This window comes from Intestinimonas sp. MSJ-38, from assembly GCF_018917925.1.
GTDB lineage: Bacteria > Bacillota > Clostridia > Oscillospirales > Butyricicoccaceae > Pseudobutyricicoccus.
Window position 1 is genome coordinate 72,436 of sequence record NZ_JAHLPO010000007.1, and the last position, 20,419, is coordinate 92,854.

The 20,419-nt window shown below is 47.5% G+C and carries 20 protein-coding genes; 11 read left to right on the forward strand and 9 right to left on the reverse strand.

The features are described 5' to 3' along the window. Positions 1-17: 17 nt before the first annotated feature. The 6 genes from xerC to KQI26_RS06270 all read right to left on the reverse strand — a co-directional run bounded on the left by xerC (position 18) and on the right by KQI26_RS06270 (position 4,492). Positions 18-1,229 carry a tyrosine recombinase XerC gene (xerC, locus tag KQI26_RS06245; protein ID WP_177632249.1) on the reverse strand — a complete coding sequence of 404 codons (1,212 nt, stop codon included), beginning with the start codon at positions 1,227-1,229 and terminating at the stop codon, positions 18-20. A 122-nt stretch (positions 1,230-1,351) separates the two neighbouring features. After that, on the reverse strand, positions 1,352-2,263 hold the full coding sequence (locus tag KQI26_RS06250; protein ID WP_216503736.1) for a ParB/RepB/Spo0J family partition protein: 912 nt from the start codon (positions 2,261-2,263) through the stop codon (positions 1,352-1,354). A 200-nt stretch (positions 2,264-2,463) separates the two neighbouring features. Continuing rightward, the gene (locus KQI26_RS06255) at positions 2,464-2,724 is read right to left on the reverse strand and encodes a hypothetical protein (protein WP_216503737.1); all 261 of its coding nucleotides are present in this window, start codon (positions 2,722-2,724) and stop codon (positions 2,464-2,466) included. Positions 2,725-2,781: 57 nt separating this feature from the next. Beyond that, positions 2,782-3,798 carry an AAA family ATPase gene (locus tag KQI26_RS06260; protein WP_216503738.1) on the reverse strand — a complete coding sequence of 339 codons (1,017 nt, stop codon included), beginning with the start codon at positions 3,796-3,798 and terminating at the stop codon, positions 2,782-2,784. A gap of 114 nt (positions 3,799-3,912) precedes the next feature. After that, positions 3,913-4,272: a cysteine-rich VLP domain-containing protein gene (locus KQI26_RS06265; RefSeq protein WP_216503739.1), complete on the reverse strand. Its 360-nt coding sequence runs from the start codon at positions 4,270-4,272 to the stop codon at positions 3,913-3,915. Continuing rightward, positions 4,265-4,492 carry a helix-turn-helix domain-containing protein gene (locus KQI26_RS06270; protein ID WP_216503740.1) on the reverse strand — a complete coding sequence of 76 codons (228 nt, stop codon included), beginning with the start codon at positions 4,490-4,492 and terminating at the stop codon, positions 4,265-4,267. Before KQI26_RS06270 ends, KQI26_RS06265 begins: the two co-directional genes overlap by 8 nt. 1,006 nt (positions 4,493-5,498) lie before the next feature. Here KQI26_RS06270 and KQI26_RS06275 point away from each other — a divergent pair. From KQI26_RS06275 to KQI26_RS06310, 8 genes are all read left to right on the forward strand, one after another. After that, complete coding sequence (locus KQI26_RS06275) at positions 5,499-5,687, forward strand: helix-turn-helix domain-containing protein (RefSeq protein ID WP_177465015.1); 189 nt, start codon at positions 5,499-5,501, stop codon at positions 5,685-5,687. Positions 5,688-5,705: 18 nt separating this feature from the next. Further along, positions 5,706-6,320 carry a protein adenylyltransferase Fic gene (fic, locus tag KQI26_RS06280; protein ID WP_216503741.1) on the forward strand — a complete coding sequence of 205 codons (615 nt, stop codon included), beginning with the start codon at positions 5,706-5,708 and terminating at the stop codon, positions 6,318-6,320. Positions 6,321-6,329: 9 nt separating this feature from the next. After that, complete coding sequence (locus KQI26_RS06285; protein WP_216503742.1) at positions 6,330-7,412, forward strand: Fic family protein; 1,083 nt, start codon at positions 6,330-6,332, stop codon at positions 7,410-7,412. Positions 7,413-7,505: 93 nt separating this feature from the next. Beyond that, entirely contained in the window at positions 7,506-8,528 is a 1,023-nt protein-coding gene (locus KQI26_RS06290) for an HAD family hydrolase (protein WP_216503743.1), read from the forward strand. 111 nt (positions 8,529-8,639) lie between these two features. Next, positions 8,640-10,145 carry a class I SAM-dependent DNA methyltransferase gene (locus KQI26_RS06295; protein ID WP_216503744.1) on the forward strand — a complete coding sequence of 502 codons (1,506 nt, stop codon included), beginning with the start codon at positions 8,640-8,642 and terminating at the stop codon, positions 10,143-10,145. Further along, positions 10,135-11,217, forward strand: a complete 1,083-nt coding sequence (locus tag KQI26_RS06300) for a restriction endonuclease subunit S (RefSeq protein WP_216503745.1) — start codon at positions 10,135-10,137, stop codon at positions 11,215-11,217. The genes KQI26_RS06295 and KQI26_RS06300 overlap by 11 nt, the downstream gene beginning before the upstream one ends. 109 nt (positions 11,218-11,326) lie before the next feature. Further along, positions 11,327-12,310, forward strand: a complete 984-nt coding sequence (gene xerA / locus KQI26_RS06305) for a site-specific tyrosine recombinase/integron integrase (RefSeq protein WP_216503746.1) — start codon at positions 11,327-11,329, stop codon at positions 12,308-12,310. A gap of 13 nt (positions 12,311-12,323) precedes the next feature. Further along, entirely contained in the window at positions 12,324-12,857 is a 534-nt protein-coding gene (locus KQI26_RS06310) for a restriction endonuclease subunit S (protein ID WP_371744097.1), read from the forward strand. Here KQI26_RS06310 and KQI26_RS06315 read toward each other — a convergent pair. Next, complete coding sequence (locus KQI26_RS06315; RefSeq protein ID WP_216503782.1) at positions 12,854-13,420, reverse strand: restriction endonuclease subunit S; 567 nt, start codon at positions 13,418-13,420, stop codon at positions 12,854-12,856. The genes KQI26_RS06310 and KQI26_RS06315 overlap by 4 nt on opposite strands. Positions 13,421-13,587: 167 nt before the next feature. Here KQI26_RS06315 and KQI26_RS06320 point away from each other — a divergent pair, with 167 nt between their 5' ends. From KQI26_RS06320 to KQI26_RS06330, 3 genes are read left to right on the forward strand one after another with little or no spacing between them, the layout of a single operon-like run. After that, positions 13,588-14,859, forward strand: a complete 1,272-nt coding sequence (locus tag KQI26_RS06320; RefSeq protein WP_216503748.1) for an FRG domain-containing protein — start codon at positions 13,588-13,590, stop codon at positions 14,857-14,859. 2 nt (positions 14,860-14,861) lie between these two features. After that, positions 14,862-17,924, forward strand: coding sequence for a type I restriction endonuclease subunit R (locus KQI26_RS06325; protein WP_216503749.1), 3,063 nt, complete (start codon positions 14,862-14,864; stop codon positions 17,922-17,924). Between the two features lie 2 nt (positions 17,925-17,926). Then, on the forward strand, positions 17,927-19,006 hold the full coding sequence (locus tag KQI26_RS06330) for a hypothetical protein (RefSeq protein ID WP_216503750.1): 1,080 nt from the start codon (positions 17,927-17,929) through the stop codon (positions 19,004-19,006). 169 nt (positions 19,007-19,175) lie between these two features. On the opposite strand, the gene KQI26_RS06335 is transcribed toward KQI26_RS06330, so the two are convergent. Both KQI26_RS06335 and KQI26_RS06340 read right to left on the reverse strand, forming a co-directional pair. Next, on the reverse strand, positions 19,176-19,547 hold the full coding sequence (locus KQI26_RS06335; protein ID WP_216503751.1) for a TnpV protein: 372 nt from the start codon (positions 19,545-19,547) through the stop codon (positions 19,176-19,178). Positions 19,548-19,668: 121 nt separating this feature from the next. Beyond that, the gene (locus tag KQI26_RS06340) at positions 19,669-20,235 is read right to left on the reverse strand and encodes a helix-turn-helix domain-containing protein (RefSeq protein ID WP_216503752.1); all 567 of its coding nucleotides are present in this window, start codon (positions 20,233-20,235) and stop codon (positions 19,669-19,671) included. Between the last annotated feature and the right edge of the window lie 184 nt (positions 20,236-20,419).

The following is a 20,419-nucleotide window of genomic DNA, read 5'->3' on the forward strand; positions in this document are numbered from 1 at the left end:
GTTTTCAAGGGAGAAAATCAGCTGTTCTCCCCGGCACTGATCGAACTCCAGCGGCTGCTGAAGTCGCCGCCCTCCGGCAGAGCAAGCCCTGTCTCCATCGCCTGCGCCGAAGTGATCTTGGACTTGTAATCCAAGTGGGCGTAGATGTTCGCCGTGGTGGTAAAGTCGCTGTGCCCCAACCACTCCTGAATGTGTTTGAGGGGGACGCCGTTGGCCAGCAGCAAGCTGGCACAGCTGTGACGCAGATCGTGAAAGCGCATCCGGCGCAAACCGTGACTCTCCAGAAATTTCGGAAATGCGTTGGTCAGGTATTCCACCCGCATCCGCTCGCCCAACTCATCCACGAATACAAAGCCATCGTATTCATAGTTGTAGCAGTTGCCGCAGACCTGCTTGTTCAGCTCCTGCGCCTCTTTCACCTGCATAAAGTATTCCCGAAAGCTGCCGATGAGCGGCAGTGTGCGCAGGCTGGACTTGGTCTTGGCGGATTGCTGCTCAAACTCCTGATACTTGCCGTCGATGATCGTTGAGGTCACGGTGCGCTTTACGGAAATGGTGCCCTGCTCAAAGTCGATGGCATCCCATTTCAAGCCCACCACCTCGCCACGGCGAAGTCCGTAAAAGGCAGCCACCAGCACCGGCAGCTCCAGCTTGGTTCCCCGAAGGGCTTCAAACATCTTCTGCATCTCGTCCGCCGAGAGAAAGACCGGCTGAAAGCTGTTCTTTCTGGGCCGGTCCACCTTGTCCGCCACATTCTGGATCAGCATATCGGTCTTGACTGCATATTTCAGTGCCGAGTGAATGACGGCGTGATAATGGATAACGGTATTGGGCGTGACCCGCCTGAGCATTTCGGAATAAAACATCTGCAAATGTCGGGCTTCCAGTTCCCGCAGTGTCAATTTCTTCTTGCGAAAATAAGGGACGATGGTGCTTTTCAGCAGTCCTTGATAGGCACCGTAGGTTGCGTGGGCCAGCCTTCCCTTGGCGATCTCCAGCCATTCCAGCAGATAGTCGGCGAACAGCATATCACTGCTCAGGTCGCCCGCCTCTTTGGGCGGTTCAAACTCCGCCCGGAGCCTTGCCAGTTCCGCCTCGGCCTTGCGCTTATTTCCCTTTTCGGAAAGTCCCAGCGAGATCCATTTCGTTTTTCGCTGCCCTCCGGCGTTTTTGTAGTTCAGCACGGCATAATACTTGCCGTTTTTCAAAGTCAGATGTCCTGCTACCATTTTGTTTTCCTCCTGTCTTTCTATTTGCAGAACAGAACTCCAAACCGACAGCATCAGTATACCACCGGTTTGGGGTTCTCTCTATTCTGCGAATTGTTTTATCGTAGCCGTATCGGTACGAATCAGCGGGCATCCCGGTTCCGTTCTCTCTGCCGCTTCAGCAATTCAAGCCCCTTGATGATGTCCCGGCGCATCTGTTCCTCGGTGTAGCCGGAGGGGAAGTATTTCCGCAGCTCCTCCCGCTTGAATTTGAGCTGCTCCTGCTGGTTTGGTTTCGTCTCCGCCAGCACGGCGTAGACTATCTGGTCATCCAGTAAGCCCTCCTGCGCCAGCTTTTTCAGGCGGATGCTCTGGGCGTGGGATGGGGCGCAGTCGTTCAGCGCCATCGCGTCCAGCATCGCCCGCTGCTGATACGAGTCTAAGTAGGAAAGCTCCACTGCCGGATTAAAGGCGATCTTGCCGTCATCCACCATCGAAAGCAGTTCTGGGATCAGGTAGGTCAGGCGGATATATCTTCGCACTTGGTCTTTACTCTCACCTGCATCGTCTGCCACTTTTTCTACGCTAAGCAACTTCTCTGCAACTTGCACAGAAGCGATGCCCTGATGCTTGATGGCATCCAGCTTCATCTTGTAGGCAAACGCCTTTTCGCTGGGCAGGATGGTCTCACGCTGCAAGTTGGCATCCACCATTGCGATCACCGCTTCATCGTCGGACAGCTCCCGGACGATGACAGGCATCGTCTCGACGTCCAGCACCTGACACGCCGCCAGCCGCCGGTGGCCAGAGATCAATTCATAGCCACCGTCCGGCAGCGGTCTTGCCAGCGCCGGGGTGATGGCCCCCACCTTGCGGATGCTCTCGATCATCCGCTGCATCTCCTCGTTGTTCTGCACCTTGAAGGGGTGACCCTTGAACGGGTGCAGCTCGGCCAGCGGAATATTCCGCACCCGCTCCAGCTTGGCATCGTCCCGCTCCGCCTGCGTGGAGAACAGATCGTCCATCGTGGGTAAAGTAAAATCCGATTTTCTCATTGTGTTGTCCTCACTTTCATAGTTTTTTCTTTCGGGGTTTTAGGGCACGCCCTAACGAGTGTTCTTGCGCTCCGGCCCTGCCGGGAGTAAAAACGCACTGCTCGCTCGGATGACGCAGGCATCGGCGGCAGGGGCACTGTTTGGCTCCGACAGGAGTAAAAACAGTCTGCTCGCTTAGACTGCACAGGCGTAATTCTCGCTTACTTTAATTCATTCAAAATTGCTTCCAGTCTGCTCAGAATTTCCTCTTTCTGAAGCTGTGGAAGCTCCGCTTTCAGACCGTTCAGCATCCGAAACAGACGGTAATCCCGCTCCGTGATGGCCGCTCTGACCTCTTTCCCAAGCCCCAGCCGCCGCAGATATTCCGACAGCGACAGAGAACAGAACCGGGCATTTTCCAGTAGTTTCTGCTTCTCCTGCTCGGTCACACGGACATTGATTCCGTAGTTTTTGCTGCGCATTTGTTCACCCCCTTTCTTCGGTTTGTGACGGCAATGACGGTTGTGACGGGGATTTCCTTATATAGCGATCCCGGCGTCATTTGCGTCATCGCCGTCACGGCGCAGAAATTTGATGAGTCGGCTTTTTCCCGTTCGCTTGGTGCGATACTCGATGCCCAGCGGCTCCAGCACCTCATAGGCGAACTGGCCGAGATACTTTGTGACCATATTGGCCGTGACCTCCTGCTCTTTCATTTCGGTCAGCAGCTCCGTGGCCGTGCCTACCCATTCGGTACGGCACTCCATAAAGTCCACCACCCGAAACAGAAATTTCGGCAGTTCCGCCTTATGAATGTCCTCGCTGTTCTTGCGCTCCACCAGCTCCCAGACAAGGTCGTTAAACTGCAAGGTCAGTTCCTGATATTCCACATCCCGCCCGCTGACCAGCAGCGTAGCGGCGTTTCCGCTGCGCTTACGGCGCAGGATGAAGTTGGTGTCCGCAGCGCCGATGATGCCGGTGGAACCGCTGACATCGTTAAAGGGGTCGTCGCTGTCTTGCAGCTTTCGCAGGTGATGCACCAGCAAAACGGCGATGTTGAAGCCGTCGGCAATGCGCTTGATGGAGGAAATGTCATCGTAATCGTTGCCGTACATTCCTGCTTTTCCGGCGCTGCCTTTGGAGTCCCGCACCTTTTGCAGCGTGTCAATGATGACCAGCTTGGTGGCGGGATGCTCGGTCAGGAAATCCGTGATCTGCTCCTCCAGCCCGCCGCCGATCAGCCCGGAGGTCACGGCAAAATACAGGTTGTCCGGGGCGCTGTCGGTAAGATTGTAGAGCCGGTCTTTGATGCGGCGCTGGGTGTCCTCAAGGCTCAGATAGAGCACATCGCATTGCAGTGTAGGCAGCCCCCAAATAGAGTTTCCCTGCGCCACTTGCAGCCCCAGCCACAGCATCAGCCAGCTTTTGCCGATCTTGCTGGCGCCGCTGATGACATTGACACCCTGCGAAATAAGGCCGTCTACGATGAACATCGTCTTGCTCATCGGCGTGGACAGCAGGGTCTCTGCGTCCACAGTTTTCAATTTGTTGTCCATAGAATTCTCCTTTGTAGAATGTTAAAAGTGGATTTTGGCGGGGGCGGATGGAAACGGCCACCCGCCCCCGCTTTGCTATCCCAAAAGCCTTGGAAATCAAGGCTTTCCCGGTGCCTAATGTTCGACGCTGCGCCGCCGCCTGGCCGAGTCCGCCTTCTGCTTGCGCCGGATGGAGCGCCCGCATTCCGGGCAGTATTTCTGCCGGTTGCTGCCGGGTGCAAAGGGCTTTCCGCACCGTTCGCAGAGCCGTGTGCGCTGCCGGTAAATGTCGGCGTAAAGTGCCTTGTTGGTGGGCAGAACCGCCCGCCGGAAATACTTGCACAGCAGCGAATAGGAAATCGTCTGCACGCACACGCAGCCCTCGCCGTCGTCCAGCGGCAGGCAGTTGCCGCCATCATAGTTGGCGCACAGCCTCCGGATCAACCGGTTGCAGCGTGCCCTTTGGGCGGGCGTCAGGCGCTTGATCTCATCCAACCTTTTTCACCTCTTTCTCCATCACATAGTTGATGACGCTGATTTTCGGGATCTTCAGCGTCGTGCCGATCTTCACGGCGTGGATGTACCCATAGTCGATCAGCTTGTAGGCCAGCTTGCGGCTGATGCCCAGCATCTCCCGAAGCTCTTTAACGGTCACAATGTCCGGATATTCCGGGAACATCATCCGATAAAGCTCTCTGAGCTCTCCTTTCTTCATAGGTTTGAACCTCCTTTGTCTGTTCTGAAGCCGCATTTCTGCGGCGGTTTTTGTTTGCTGCCGCTCATCCGCATCGTTCCTGCCCCGGAGTCTCACCACGGCGTATCGCTTCTTTGATGCGCTCGTTCCTTTTTTGGGAAGTCGTGGCGTCACTTGCCGGAAGCATATCCTTTGGAGGCGGCGATTCAATTTTCAAGGTGCACAGGGAGACAGTCCCCTCAATAGGTAGGCAGCGAGAAGGGGTGTTTTTTAACCCCCTCACTAATCAACTGGGAAAATTTTTTTGATTTGTACGAAGGAATTTTGAAAAATTTCTTTGAAATCCTCTCCACTAACCAACTGGGAAATTTTTTCGGATTTGAACGAAAAAACTTTTGAGAATTTTTCTGCGTCCCCCTCTACTACTTAATTGGGAATTTTTCCGGCAAAAATAAAAAGAATTTTGAAGAAAATTTTTAAGCGCCCCTCCCACTAATCAACTGGGAACTTTTCTGGCAAATAACAAATAGGATTTTGAAGGAAATTTTTCAGGGCCTTCCTACTAACCAATTGGGAACTTTTTCGAGATTTTGGCAAAGTAATTTGAAAAGTCCCCTCAATTTTTCAAAAGGACCCTTCTACTTACTCTGAATAAGGGGTGCCGTTTGGCAGGGTACTTTTCAGATTTCCCCACAAAAATATTTCTCCCTTCACTTACTCTGAATAAGGGGGGCCTTTTGTGGGGGTGTTTTCGAGAAAATTCTCAAAAATTTTTCCGTCCTCACTTATTCTCAAAATTGCAAGACCATTTGTGGGAGCGTTTCCGAAAAAAGAGATATGTAGCAAAAAAAGGTTTCTCCGCTCAAATCAGTAAACTGAGCGGGGAAACCTTTCACTTTTAATTATAAGATTTTCTTCTGAATCCCTCGTAAATCCGTAATAATCCTTGATAAATCGGCATCGCCGTGATATACTTAAATTGTATAATTATAGCTATCGGAAACCGCCTGAAAGTGAGGACATTTTAATGGAACCGACCATCGAACGCTGGTACTCAATGAAAGAGATTTGCGAATACCTCGGCGTCAGCCGTGATACGGTACTCGCCTGGATAGAGAAAAGAAATATGCCCGCTGCAAAAATAGGCCGCCTTTGGAAATTCAAGGTCAGCGAAGTGGACGCCTGGATGAAGTCCGGCGTGGCGGCGGATAAGTAATTATTTTGGAGGTGCATTATGGCACTGGAAAATAAATTGGGGCTGACAAGCTCCGCCGATCTTGCCCGTGAAGAAGAACGCATCAGCAAGAAAAAGGCGGTAGAACTGTTCGAAAACGGTGTGCTGGACACCCTGCCGGCGGGCAAATTCTCGACTTTGCAGGCGATTCACAAATATCTGTTTGAAGATATTTACGACTTTGCCGGAAAGCTGCGCACGGTGAATCTGGCAAAGGGTAATTTCCGCTTTGCGCCGCTGATCTATCTGGAGGCGGCACTGTCCAACATCGACAGGATGCCGCAGTCCACTTTTGACGAGATCATCGAAAAATATGTGGAAATGAATATTGCCCACCCCTTTCGGGAGGGCAATGGGCGCAGCACCCGCATCTGGCTTGACCACATCCTGAAAACAGAAATCGGTAAGGTCATGGACTGGAGCAAGGTGGATAAAGAGGATTATCTCCTTGCAATGGAGCGCAGCCCCATCAAGGATGTGGAGATCAAGGTGCTTCTGAAAGCGGCGCTGACCGACGAGATAAACAGCCGGGAAGTCTATTTGAGTGGCATCGACCAAAGCTATTATTACGAGGGGTACACGACATTCAAAGCGGAAGATTTGAGCAAGGAATGAGGTGCAGATATGCCGGATCAGAATTGGCAATTTGAACTGGAAGAATATATCAAGCAGGGCGAACCGGACAGAGCCGAAAAAAGCGAAGCTTGGCAAACTGCTATCGGCTTGCAGGCGGTTGACGGGCTGAAAACCTCTGAATATTTGCTGGATACCGCAAAGGATCACATCGAGGGTAAAATCACTATCGATGAAGCCCAGCAGCGCATTCATAGCTATTATGAGCAGCGCACCACCCGCACCGAAATAGAGAACGAAACCAAAGAAGCGGACATTGTCTCTGCAAGGATCGCAAAGTTGTTGGGCGAAAAAGCCTTCCAATTCTCGCCTGCCGAGTGGCTCTCCATCCACCGCAGACTGTTTGATGGCGTGTTCAGTCACGCCGGGCAGATTCGTCAGTACAACATCACCAAGAAAGAGTGGGTGTTGAACGGCGGCACCGTAATCTATGCGGACTGGAACAGTATCAAGGATACGCTGGATTACGATTTTGCCACTGAAAAACAGTTCTCCTATGAGGGCCTGTCCGTAGATGCGGCGGTGAAGCACCTGGCGAAATTCACCTCCGACATTTGGCAGATCCATCCCTTCGGTGAAGGAAACACCCGTGCCACCGCCGTCTTTATGATCAAATATATGAAAACTTTCGGCTTCCGTGTAAACAACGACGCCTTTGAAAAGAATTCGTGGTACTTCCGCAACGCCTTGGTCCGAGCAAACTACACGAATCTGCAAAAGGGCGTTCACGCCACCACAAAATTCTTGGAAATGTTTTTCAGCAATCTTCTTTTAGGCACGGATTACGAGCTGAAGAATCGTTATATGCACATTGATTATGTGGAGGAAAGCCATCCCCAAAGTATCAATTCCAAAGTTCCAAAGTATCAATTTGATACTTTGGACTGCTCACTGGAAGAACTGGCGGTTTTGGAACTGGTCGCACAAAACCCGGCAATCAAGCAGCGAGAGCTTGTAAACGCAACGGGACGGTCAATCGCAACTGTAAAGCGAATTATGAAGTCACTGCAAGATAAAAACTATATCCGCAGAGAGAGCGGCAAGCGATACGGCAAATGGGAAGTGCTAGTTTGACCGGAAACGACCCTTGGTAAGCCTACATTAAAAACCCAGTTACAACTATAATAACAACGGGACATACAACATTTAAAAGGAGGCATTTGCAAAATGAGCGAAAGCACGGAATTGTACGAAAAAATGAATGATGAAATCAGAGCCAAGAAACCTAAAATGGCTATTTGCTATGATTTCGACAAGACCTTATCACCCGATGATATGCAAACATTTACGCTCATTCCATCTTTTGGAATAGATAAAAGCGAGTTTTGGCAGTCCTCCAATAAACTTGCAAAAGATAATCTAATGGACACGAATTTGGCGTGGATGCACGAATTGATAAGATATTCTGAGTTCAAACGGAAGTCTCTTAAGCGTGAGTACTTCAGAAAAATCGGTGCGGATGTAGAGCTTTATAAAGGCGTCAAAACTTGGTTCAAGCGAATGAATGAATATGCCGAAAAGAAAGGAATTGAACTGGAACATTATATTATTTCTTCAGGACTTAAAGAAATAATCGAGGGAAGCGAAATCGCTCAGTACTTTAAACGAATATATGCCTCCACATATCTTTATTCCGCAGATGGCGTCGCAAAATGGCCAGCACAAGCGATCAATTACACGAATAAGACTCAATTTATATTCCGTATTGCGAAAGGCTTTCTTGAAGAATACGATGAAAGAGTTAATGACAGCATGCCTGATGAATTGTTGAGAATTCCCTATGAAAATATAGTTTACATAGGCGATAGCGCAACCGATATTCCTTGCATGCGATTAGTAAAAAGCAAGGGCGGCTATTCTATCGGTGTTTTTGATCCCCAAAAAGATAACAGAGGAAAAGTTTACCAGTTGTTTAGTGATGGGCGTATAAACTTTTATGCGCCTGCTGATTATTCTGCAAACAGCGAAATTTCCAAATTTATGAAACAAATTATCAATGAAATATCCGCAAAAGAATCAATAAAAACAGAGCTCAGAATTCTAAAGCAACCCGCAGAAGCTTTCAAAATAAAGAAAAGCATTGAAGATATTGCAAGAGCGTATCCTGTCAAAATGTCTGCGAAAGAAAAGCGTGAATTTGAACAAATGACAAGCACTTTAGAATCATTGATTCCAGGAAATATTGATTAGCATTTTTAATGGTGCATGGCTGGAAGGTTATAAGCAAAGATTTAATTTCTCCCACACTAGAATTCATCGGAATGATAAGCTGATATAGCAAGAAGAAAGGGACATATTTATATGGCTAACGGAAACAACGCCACAATCGGCTTTGAAAAACAAATCTGGGACGCTGCGTGTGTCCTTTGGGGGCACATCCCCGCAGCAGAATACCGAAAAGTGATCGTAGGACTTATTTTCCTGCGTTATATATCCAATGCTTTTGAAAAGCGTTATCAGGAGCTTGTTGCTGAGGGCGACGGTTTCGAGGATGATCGTGATGCATACGCCGAAGATAACATTTTCTTCGTACCGGAGGATGCCCGGTGGAGTAAAATTGCTTCTGCCGCTCATACTCCTGAAATTGGCGCACTCATAGACAATGCAATGCGGGCTATTGAAGCAGAGAACAAAAGCCTGAAAAATGTGCTGCCTAAAAACTATGCAAGCCCAGATTTGGACAAGCGTGTTTTGGGCGATGTGGTTGACCTGTTCACCAATATGGATATGAGCGATACCAAAGAAAACAAGGATCTGCTTGGTAAAACATATCAGTATTGCATTCAGCAGTTTGCTGCATACGAAGGTGTTAAGGGCGGCGAGTTCTACACGCCGGAAAGTATCGTTAAAACGATTGTTGCAATTCTAAAGCCTTACGAAAATTGCCGTGTGTACGATCCCTGCTGTGGTTCTGGCGGTATGTTCGTTCAGTCAGCCGATTTCATAGAAGCACATCGAGGAAACCGGGGGAAGATCTCAGTCTATGGGCAAGAGTCAAACGCCGATACTTGGAAAATGGCGAAGATGAATATGGCGATCCGTGGTATCGACGCCAACTTCGGACCGTATCAGGCAGACACTTTCTTTAATGACCTCCACCCCACGCTGAAAGCAGATTTCATTATGGCAAATCCACCGTTTAATCTCTCCAACTGGGGACAGGAAAAGCTGAAGGACGATGTGCGTTGGCAGTTTGGTACGCCCCCCGCCGGTAACGCCAACTATGCGTGGATTCAACATATGATCCACCACCTCGCCCCCAACGGCAAGATAGGTCTTGTTCTTGCAAATGGTGCGCTGTCCACTCAAACCAGCGGTGAGGGGGAAATCAGAAAACGCATCATTCAGGCTGACCTTGTGGAGGGAATTGTAGCTCTGCCGACACAGCTTTTTTATAGCGTGACCATTCCCGTCACCCTCTGGTTTATCAGCAAGAATAAAAAGCAAAAGGGCAAGACGCTTTTTATTGACGCCCGAAAGATGGGACATATGGTTGATAAAAAGCACAGAGATTTCACCGACGAGGACATTCAAAAATTAGCAGATACCTTCGAAGCATTCCAAGAAGGGACATTGGAAGATGTAAAGGGCTTCTGTGCTGTGGCAGGCCTTCAGGCGATCGAAAAGCAGGACTTTATCCTGACTCCGGGCCGATATGTGGGCATCGAAGAAGTTGAGGATGACGGCGAACCCTTCGAGGAGAAGATGACCCGTTTGACTTCTGAACTTTCGGAGATGTTCAAAAAGTCCCACGAGCTGGAGGATGAAATCCGCAAGAAACTGGGGGCAATTGGGTATGAAATATAATCTATCAGATGTCTGTTCACGACTTAGCAGTGGAAAAAACATCAAAGCCAGCGAAATTAGTTCAGAAGGGGAATATCCCGTGTTTGGCGGAAATGGTCAAAGAGGTTTTACTAACCATTTTAACTTTGACGGTGAGTGCGCAATTATCGGCCGCCAAGGCGCATTCTGCGGGAATGTTCGGTACTTTTCGGGCAAGGCGTATATGACGGAACACGCCGTTGTGGTTTGCGCAAATGATAAAAGCAATATTCGTTATTTAGCTTATCTGCTTTCAAGAATGCAATTAGGCCGCCTGTCTGGGCAATCGGCACAACCCGGTCTGTCGGTGAAAGTGCTAGCCCAACAAGAAATAGAACTTCCGTCTATTGAATATCAAAATAAAATTGCAAGTATTTTGGACAGTATCGAGGCAAAAATCTTTCTAAACACAGCGATAAATGATAATTTAGCGGATATAATTCAGTCTGTTTATCAAAATCGCTTCAGTTCTACAAGATCAGATGTTACGGCAGGGGTATTAGCAGACATTTGCAGTTATTCAAAGGATAAAGTTCCCGTTTTAGATTTGAATAACAGCAATTACTATTCTACAGAAAATATGCAGTCTGATAAAAAAGGTGCCGTTGATGCAGCGACTTTGCCTACTATTGCGCAGACCACGAAGTGCAGAAAAGGCGATGTACTCATCTCTAATATTCGCCCATATTTTAAGAAAATCGTATACTGCCAATTTGACTGCGGATGCTCTACCGATGTTCTTTGCTTCTGCCCCAAGGAGTCAGCGTTATCAGCGTTTCTGTTCAGCACTTTATATGCTGACCATTTCTTCGACTTTATGGCTGCTGGCGCTAAGGGAACAAAGATGCCTCGTGGCGATAAACAGCAGATTATGACCTATCCAATTTATTTGCCTTCGGCTGATGAATTGGCGAAGTTTAATAGTATTGCTATACCAGCATTAACCCAAATGGAATGCTCGCGCCTTGAAAACACACGACTTACAGCACTCCGGGATGCTCTTTTGCCCAAACTGATGTCTGGCGAGTTGGATGTATCTGCCATCGAGCTTTAAGCCGCTAAATTATCATTTACCTACTCATCAATAGCCCTTGCGAGTGGCGGGGGTGAAAACGAGGATACACCACTCCATAGTTGTTCTCAATAAAAAGGAGAGTTCAACTATGAAGCAAAAAATAATCGCTGCTGTTGTGCAAGGTATGCTCCCATATCTGAACAACGCGCAAACCGAAAAGCTACAAGAGGTTTTGCTGCACGCCCTGTGGGATTATGACATTAGCCTTTCCGATGGCAAAGCCGAGAAGCAAGAGCAAGATCTTTTAGCTCTTTTCCTTGCCGCCAAGCGCATTGAAGGTTGTTCTGAAAAGTCGCTGAAATACTACCAGGCCACCACACAGGCAATGCTTGACGGTATCGGGAAGCCAATCAAAGAGATCGTAACAGAGGATATTCGCCAGTACCTGACGAATTACCAAAGGGAACGCCATTCCAGCCGAGTAACCATAGATAACATTCGGCGCATCCTTTCGTCGTTTTTCTCTTGGTTGGAAGATGAGGATTATATTCTTAAAAGTCCCGTTCGCCGGATACATAAAGTCAAGACAGTGTCAAACATCAAGGAAACCTACTCAGACGAAACCCTTGAGCTGATGCGGGATAGCTGTTCTGAAATGCGTGATTTGGCAATGATCGACCTGCTTGCTTCAACCGGAATGCGTGTCGGAGAAATGGTGCTTCTGAACCGTGATGATGTGGATTTTACAGAGCGGGAGTGTGTGGTGTTCGGTAAAGGAGACAAAGAGCGAATGGTCTACTTTGACGCCCGAACGAAGCTGCACCTGCAAGACTATTTGGAAAGCCGCAGCGATGATAATCCGGCACTGATCGTTTCTCTGAAAGCACCTTTCAACCGCCTATCCATAGGCGGTGTCGAAACAAGATTGCGGGAATTGGGCAGGCAGTTGGGCGTACACAAAGTGCATCCGCACAAATTCCGTCGAACGCTGGCGACGATGGCAATAGACAAGGGTATGCCCATTGAGCAGCTTCAACAGTTGCTGGGGCACAAGCGGATTGATACGACTTTGCAATACGCAATGGTCAAGCAGAGCAATGTAAAACTGGCACACAGAAAATATATTGGATAGGATGGTGAATGAAGTGGCCGAATGGTTCGAAAAAAGGTTAGACGAGATTGCCGAATTCAATCCTCGTGAGTTACTTAAAAAAGGAAGTATATCAAAAAAGATTTCAATGGATAAATTGCAGCCATTTTGTAGAGATGTGCCCGGATTTGAATTAGAACCATATTCTGGTGGCACAAAATTTCGCAACGGAGACACTATAATGGCTCGCATCACACCGTGTCTCGAAAATGGTAAAACCGCAAAAATTAGCGTACTTGAAACTGGTGAGGTCGGATTTGGTTCCACCGAGTACATTGTGTTCAGAGCAAAAGGCGGATGTGATCCTGACTTTCTTTACTACCTTGTTACCAGTCCCATAGTAAGGGAACCTGCAATCAAATCTATGGTTGGCTCATCGGGCAGGCAAAGGGTCCAGACGGATGTTCTTCAAAAGCTGTTAGTCAAAGTTCCAGACTTAGAAGCGCAGAAAGCCATATCCGAAATTCTGAAATCTTTGGATGATAAGATCAATGCAAATAGAAAAATAAATGATAATTTAGCGGCTTAAAGCTCGATGGCAGATACATCCAACTCGCCAGACATCAGTTTAGGCAACAAAATATCTCTCAGTGAAGTTAATCGAGCATTCTCATCTCGTAAATTTCGTATCTGAGAAAAGATTGGCTGAATGAGTTCGTCAAAAGAAGAAAGCGCAGTGCTTGAAGGAATAATTGCCGGGACTTTCTTTAAGTTTTGCTGACTGACTTTCTGCTGAACAGCGCCTGTTACTATGGACTTTATATTGGTCAAGCCGAAAAACAGGTAGAGTTCTTCGACAGAAAATCCTTCTTTACCAGTGATTATGTGTGCGTGATTGTTTACCCAAAACCGGCCATAAACATATTGCAGAATTGGGAAGCCCAGATTATCAACAACAGTTCCATCCTCACCAAGCAGTAGATAAATCCCGTCAAACAAGTAGTTGTCGACATAGTCCATAAGCGAAGTTGCCCCATAGTATGGGTATAATTTCGCCATTTTGCTCCTTTCGGTGCCTGAAAGCGGAACTCGTTTGGAGTCGTGGAGTTGGATAATATCACCAACGGTTCCGATTCTCCATCCATCAGGCAGTGTGCCATCGCTTGAAAATGGAGAAAAATCTAAGAACCAGTCTTTATAGAGCGCTTTTGCTTGCTGCTCTAAATTATCATTTACCTATCCCATACACAAAAACAACTCATTCATTGAGAATACAATGGCACATACTATAGTTGCTGCGCTAAAGAGGAGGTAACACATTGGCTTATAAAGAACTAGAAGTTGGCGAGCTGACCGAGATTGATTCTGTCAGTTCATTTATCAGCGCTGTAAAAGCACTGAAGGAATCTGATGACGGTACCTCCACTGAGCTATATTTTCGCGGGCAAGATGCAGAATTCTGGGATATTGAGCCGAGCATATTTAGAAACAATATGCTTAGTATAGAGCACCGGCTTATGCAGATTCCTTTGCAAAAAATCCCGGCAGAATTCAAAGAATTTCATACGACTTTTGACATTATGACAAAGTATCAACACTATGGTATGTGTACAAGACTGCTGGATCTGACCACAAACCCGCTGGTAGCGCTGTACTTTGCTTGTAAATGTCACGGCGAGGAATCTTATATTGACGATGACGGTGAGGAAAAACACGAGCCATACGGAGTGATTTACTACACCCGAAACTACTATCCCTCTTTGCCAACGGATCTTGAAGTTCAAATCGTCTCCGCATTAGCAAATTACGATCTTTCAAAAGAAAACACGGTTGCGAATGTCCTTGCCAGATTAAAGCGGGATCATATAATCGACGAAGAAACAAGGAAAAAGTGGTCCACGCAAAACGGGTTTCAAGAGTTTGCAAAGATTGTTCAGGAAAACTATATGGTCACTCCTACATATACGAATGAGCGATTAAGAAAGCAAAGCGGTGTATTCCTCTTAGCCAGTCTCTTTTCTGTTTCAGGCGTCGCTGATATAGCAAAATCAGTTATATCCAAATCGAGGGGCGATCTGCGGAATGCATTTGAAAAAGAATTCTTCTTCATTCGTGGTGAAAATAAGGAAGAAATCCTGAAAGAGCTTGACCTGTACAACATTAACGAAGCAACCCTGTTTCCTGAATTGGAGCACCAGCTCAGTTATATCAAATATATAAATAGCGGAAATGTACAAGCAGTTGCCGATTTTGAGAAGTATGACACACATGCAAAAGCAGATAGTACGCCTCAAAATCTTGACGATGAATCCTTGAACACCTATATTCTCTCTAATCTGTCTAATCTTTTGAGTGGTATAGCCAAGCCAGAAGAAATTGAAGATCTAAAAGGAATCATTCAAAGCAATTTCGCTGTTGATTGGTATAAACGAGATGCAATCATAAGCAAGCTTCGAATGTCTATCTCAGGTTATTATTTTGTAAAGCTCAAGGATAAAAAAGAAGCAAAAGAAAAAGCTGTACAGATTACCACTTGCCTGAGACAAGCAGTAAATGATTATACTGCAACCAATATAAAAGGTGGGGAGTAAATATGCCGGGATATAACACAGAAGCTGATTATGAAAACGCTATAATCGAGCTTTTCAAAAACGATTTGGGCTATGAGTATGTTTATGGCCCAGATGTGGAACGGGACTTTAAGAGCCCGCTCTATGATACTGTATTGGAGGAGTCTTTGTATCGTCTGAACAAGGGCTTACCTGCTGACGCCATTAACGACGCTTTATTCAAGCTGCGCAACTTTGAAAATGGCGAGCTTGCGCAGAAGAACGCCGAATTTATGGAGTACCTGCAAAGCGGCATTCCGGTCCGCTACTTAGAAAAAGGCGAGGAGCGTTCCGGCATTGTGTATCTCGCTGACTATTCCCACCCCGAAAACAACTCCTTTATCGTTGCCAATCAATGGACCTTCATTGAGAACAGCAACAAGCGTCCGGATATTATTCTCTTTCTTAACGGCTTGCCTGTTGTTCTTGTTGAACTAAAATCCCCCTCCCGTGAGGAAACAGACGCTTCTGAGGCCTATCGGCAGCTTCGGAATTATATGCAGGAAATTCCGTCGATGTTCATTTACAACGCCATCTGTGTGATGAGCGATCAATCTACTTCCAAGGCAGGAACGATCACCTCAGGTGAAGATCGTTTTATGGAGTGGAAAACAAAAGACGGCAGTTATGAAAATACCCAGTATGCACAGTTTGACACCTTCTTTGAAGGGTTGTTCCAAAAAGATCGCTTGTTGGATATTATCAAGAACTTTATCTGCTTTTCAAACGAGGGTATCAAGAGCTACAAAATTCTTGCCGGATACCATCAATATTTTGCAGTAAGAAAGGCCGTCGAATCTACCAAGCACGCAACCGTGACCGACGGCAAGGGCGGTGTTTTTTGGCATACACAGGGCAGCGGAAAGTCGTTATCTATGGTTTTTTATGCGCATCTACTGCAAGATGCCTTGGACAGTCCCACGATCGTTGTGCTTACCGACCGCAACGACCTTGACGATCAGCTTTACGGCCAGTTTGCCAAATGCAAAAAATTTCTGCGGCAGGAACCTATCCACGCAGAAAGTAGAGAGCATTTGAAGTCGCTGCTTGCCGGCAGACAGGCAAACGGGATTATCTTTACTACAATGCAGAAGTTTGAGGAATCCCACGAGCCGCTTTCTGAGCGCCGCAATATTGTCGTGATGGCAGATGAAGCACATCGTGGGCAGTACGGACTTGCGGAAAAAATCAAAATCACAACAAACGAGGATGGCGAAGAAGTCGCCAAGCGTGTTGTTGGCACGGCTCGCATTATCCGCAACAGCTTGCCCAATGCTACATACATCGGCTTTACCGGCACGCCGATTTCTTCCAAAGATCGCAGCACCCGTGAGGTGTTCGGCGATTACATTGACATCTACGATATGACGCAGGCTGTCGAGGATGGTGCAACACGCCCGGTCTACTATGAAAGCCGTGTTATCAAACTGCATTTGGATGAAGCCACCTTGCGCCTCATTGATGCTGAATATGATATTATGGCCAATAACGCCGATCCGCAGGTTATCGAGCAGAGCAAAAAACAACTTGGCCAGATGGAGGCTGTCCTGGGCAACGACCAGACGATCAATTCGTTAGTCTGCGACATTCTTGACCACTACGAAAATAACCGTGCGAACCTGCTCACGGGTAAAGCGATGATTGTTGCATATTCTCGTGCCATTGCTATGAAGATATACAACCGCATTCTCGAACTGCGTCCGGCTTGGACGGAAAAAGTCGCCGTTGTAATGACCGAGAGCAACAAAGACCCGGAAGAATGGCGTAAAATCATTGGAAACAAGCACCACAAAGACGAACTGGCACAGAAATTCAAGGATAATGACAGTCCCCTGAAAATTGCTATTGTCGTAGATATGTGGCTGACGGGCTTTGATGTACCATCCCTTGCAACAATGTATGTCTACAAACCGATGCAGGGCTACAACCTGATGCAGGCCATTGCCCGTGTCAATCGAGTCTTCCGTGATAAGGAAGGCGGTCTTGTCGTCGACTATGTAGGTATCGCTTCCGCCTTGAAGCAGGCAATGAACGACTATACGGTACGGGATAAAAAGAACTATGGCGATACCGATGTCGCAAAGGTTGCATATCCCAAGTTCCTCGAAAAGCTCTCTATATGCCAAGATCTGTTCCATCACTACGACTACTCAAAGTTTATGTCCGGCACGGATCTTGAGCGGGCAAAAACAATCAGCGGCGCTGTGAACTTCATAATGGGTCGGGAGTTGGAGAAGGAACGGGATACTTTCCTCAAAGAGGCACTGATGCTTCACCAAGCACTGTCACTCTGTTCTTCCTTGGTAGATGAGCCGATGCGCTTCGAAGCAGCCTTCTTCGAGTCTGTCCGTGTCCTTGTCATTCGGCTGACTAATCAGGGCGGTGGGCAAAAGATTTCTCTCCCGGAGATGAATGCCAGGATCAATGAGCTTTTGAAGCAGAGCATCAAGAGTGACGGCGTCATCAATCTGTTTTCTGATGTTAACTCCGAATTTTCTCTGTTTGATCCGAAGTTCCTTGAAGAAATCTCCAAGATGAAGGAAAAGAATCTCGCCGTAGAATTGCTGAAAAAATTGATCGCCGAGCAGGTTCAGATTTACCGCAGGACAAATGTGGTCAAATCCGAAAAATTCAGCGAGATTATGCAGCGGGCGATGAACGCCTATCTGAACGGTATGCTGACAAATGAGCAGGTCATTGATGAGATGATGAAGCTTGCCAAGCAGATCGCCGCTGCGCACAACGAAGGCAAAGAACTTGGCCTCACGGCGGATGAGTTAGCATTCTACGATGCGCTGACAAAGCCACAGGCAATCAAAGATTTTTATGAAAATGATGAATTGATCGCCATTACCAAGGAACTTGCTGAAACCCTTCGCAAGAACCGCACGATTGACTGGAACAGGCGTGAACAGGCAAGGGCAAGAATGCGCATGCTGATTAAACGCCTTTTGAAAAAACATAAGTATCCGCCCGAAGGGATGGACGATGCTGTTCAAACTGTTATGACGCAGTGCGAGCTTTGGACGGATAATATGGAGGAGTGAGTATGGACACACAGAAGCTTTCTATAGCAATTCAGGCGTTTATAAAAAAGCAATCCACCAATGCGGCATATTATGAAGAAAACTGGAATGAACGGAAAGAACGAAAAGCATATTACCAATCCTTCACCAAAGATAAGCTCTTGGCAATGACTGAAGAAGATTTTCTTGAGTATATTAGCAAACTTTGGGCAGTGCTGATGTGGGGAAACAAAAAATATGTTGTCGATAAGCTGATTGAAGATAATGGCTTTTCTACGCTTAAAAAGCAGTTAGCCGACCTGTTGTACGGATCTGCCTCTGTAGAGAAGCGGTGGGATATTTTTCTGAAATCTGTAAAAGGTATGGGACCTGCTACAATCAGTGAACTGCTTTCCTATATGAATCCGCAGGAGTACATCGTATTCAACAAGACAACCATTCTTTGTTACGGTTACTTGGGGATTCCGAATATGCCCAAGTACAACTACCAATACACCGGAAAGAAATATACTGAAGTGTGTGCGGTTGCAAAGGAAATTGCATCCAGTCTGAAAAAAGCAGGCGCTGCTGATTCGGACTTGCTGGCTGTTGACTATTTCCTGTGGGATGAAATTCTCCCTCTCGCAGAAAAGGATGTCCCCACCACAGATGCAATTTCTATTTCTCAGGAGCCCGTTTCTGCCAGAGATTCAAGATCGCTTCACGATGAAATCAAAGACAAGCTGGTGGACATAGGAAAGCTGCTTGGCTTTGACAGCCGCTCTGAAGTAAAGATTGCGACAGGCGCAGTTGTGGATGCTGTCTGGGAAGCTAAAATCGGCAATATGGGGAAAGCAATTTATGTTTTTGAGGTACAGTCTAAAGGTTCCATCGATAGCCTTATTCTAAATCTGAAAAAGGCACAGAGCAATGCAGCGGTTCAAGCTGTTGTCGCCGTTGCAGATGAAGAACAGCTTGCGAAGATCATTCAGGAAAGTGCCGGTGTGATTGATGAAAAATCTCTGCGAACTTGGGACTCCGAAGATGTTTTGGCAGTTTATGATGCGCTAGTGCGGGCACACGAATCAATCAACAAACTGGCGCTTGTACCGGAAAGCTTCTGACCTCTTGCTCTGATAAAGTTCGGAACAATATCAAATTTAGTTTGATATAGTTCCGATAAAACAATGACATTGTTCCGGAAATTTTTGATATTGTTCCGAACATTGTTCTTTTTCGTTCGGTCAGAGCTGTATATAAAATAAGCGGAGGTCATCGACCTCCGCTGGTTCGTTACCCATATACAATCTCCTGCATCACGACCTCGTTTGCCCGATGTCGGATGCCGTTCATCTTTCGCACCCACGCCATCGGGTCATCGGCTTTCAAGGCCTCCGTCACGCCCTCGGTGTCTGCGTATTGTTCTACCAGCCGAAGAAAGAGTTCCTGCGCTTGCTCCTCGATGTCTGCAAGGTGCCCGTCCAGCGTCCCGGCGGTCAGCAGGTTATAATACAGCACCCGGTGATGTTCCTTCAGATAGGCTCGCCGCCGCTGGCCGTAAATGCCGATAGGGCGTTCTTCTTCGGGCGGTAAGCAAACATTGGGTAGGCAATAGTCGCCCTGCCTTGTGTAAGTGCCGCCCAACTGCTCAAATAGCGATTCCATATGTGATCCTCCCACTCAAAATTTCCCCGGCAGGTCTGCAATGCAAAATGCACCCGTCTTTCGGTTACAGTCTACCTAAACCGAAAGACAGGTGCGAGTGTGCGAATTTCAGAATCGCACATTATTTCTTCATCTTCCTGCTGAATTCATTCAGCGTCTGAATATGCCAGAGGCTTTTGCGGGTGATGGAGCGGAAGGTCAGGGAGCAGAAGAAGTCCACGAGAAAGATTTTCGGGATACAGAACTTCAGCCCCTTCTGGAAGGCTTTCAGTGACCCACGGCTGCACCAGTTGTGGACGGTGGTCAGGGTGTAGCCGGTCAGGGCCACCACATCCTTTACTGTGACCACATCCGGGTATTTGCGCAGCAGCTTTTCATAGTAGCCGTGCATCTGCCGCAGCGTGTCCTCCGGCAGCTCCTTGGAGAGCCTCGCCACATAGTGGGTGCCGTACCATCCCTTCGGCGCAGAATAGAGTTCTGGAAAAATCGCCCGCTTCTCCAGATAGGCTTTCACATCCTCTTTGCGAATTTTATAGCACCGTGTCTTTTTGCCGGAGCACTCGCAGGGCACCTTGCCGCTTTTGAGCAGGTGCAGCGCCGTGGACTTGCTGATGTGGCATATTCGGAAGAATTGCTCCTTGTTCATCACCTCGGGAACGCTGTCCCAGTTGACGGGAAATACATCCATTTGTAACACCTCAAAAATAAGTTTTCGTCGGTTGGAAGCTCTATCCTGCGGTGTATGGCCGTCTCCCGGTTTTTCTCTCCTATCTTCCCGCATTTCTCTCCAAAATCGGGAAAAATGCCGATTTGAACCCACTTCCAAAAAAGCCCGTCCCGCAAGGCTTTCTGAGCGAAAAAGCCTGATTTCA

Excerpts from the sequence above, each read along its gene's own strand:
- xerC (WP_177632249.1), bottom strand. The coding sequence starts at position 1,229 with ATGGTAGCAGGACATCTGACTTTGAAAAACGGCAAGTATTATGCCGTG.
- KQI26_RS06250 (WP_216503736.1), bottom strand. The coding sequence starts at position 2,263 with ATGAGAAAATCGGATTTTACTTTACCCACGATGGACGATCTGTTCTCC.
- KQI26_RS06255 (WP_216503737.1), bottom strand. The coding sequence starts at position 2,724 with ATGCGCAGCAAAAACTACGGAATCAATGTCCGTGTGACCGAGCAGGAG.
- KQI26_RS06260 (WP_216503738.1), bottom strand. The coding sequence starts at position 3,798 with ATGGACAACAAATTGAAAACTGTGGACGCAGAGACCCTGCTGTCCACG.
- KQI26_RS06270 (WP_216503740.1), bottom strand. The coding sequence starts at position 4,492 with ATGAAGAAAGGAGAGCTCAGAGAGCTTTATCGGATGATGTTCCCGGAA.
- KQI26_RS06275 (WP_177465015.1), top strand. The coding sequence starts at position 5,499 with ATGGAACCGACCATCGAACGCTGGTACTCAATGAAAGAGATTTGCGAA.
- fic (WP_216503741.1), top strand. The coding sequence starts at position 5,706 with ATGGCACTGGAAAATAAATTGGGGCTGACAAGCTCCGCCGATCTTGCC.
- KQI26_RS06285 (WP_216503742.1), top strand. The coding sequence starts at position 6,330 with ATGCCGGATCAGAATTGGCAATTTGAACTGGAAGAATATATCAAGCAG.
- KQI26_RS06290 (WP_216503743.1), top strand. The coding sequence starts at position 7,506 with ATGAGCGAAAGCACGGAATTGTACGAAAAAATGAATGATGAAATCAGA.
- KQI26_RS06295 (WP_216503744.1), top strand. The coding sequence starts at position 8,640 with ATGGCTAACGGAAACAACGCCACAATCGGCTTTGAAAAACAAATCTGG.
- KQI26_RS06300 (WP_216503745.1), top strand. The coding sequence starts at position 10,135 with ATGAAATATAATCTATCAGATGTCTGTTCACGACTTAGCAGTGGAAAA.
- xerA (WP_216503746.1), top strand. The coding sequence starts at position 11,327 with ATGAAGCAAAAAATAATCGCTGCTGTTGTGCAAGGTATGCTCCCATAT.
- KQI26_RS06325 (WP_216503749.1), top strand. The coding sequence starts at position 14,862 with ATGCCGGGATATAACACAGAAGCTGATTATGAAAACGCTATAATCGAG.
- KQI26_RS06330 (WP_216503750.1), top strand. The coding sequence starts at position 17,927 with ATGGACACACAGAAGCTTTCTATAGCAATTCAGGCGTTTATAAAAAAG.
- KQI26_RS06335 (WP_216503751.1), bottom strand. The coding sequence starts at position 19,547 with ATGGAATCGCTATTTGAGCAGTTGGGCGGCACTTACACAAGGCAGGGC.
- KQI26_RS06340 (WP_216503752.1), bottom strand. The coding sequence starts at position 20,235 with ATGGATGTATTTCCCGTCAACTGGGACAGCGTTCCCGAGGTGATGAAC.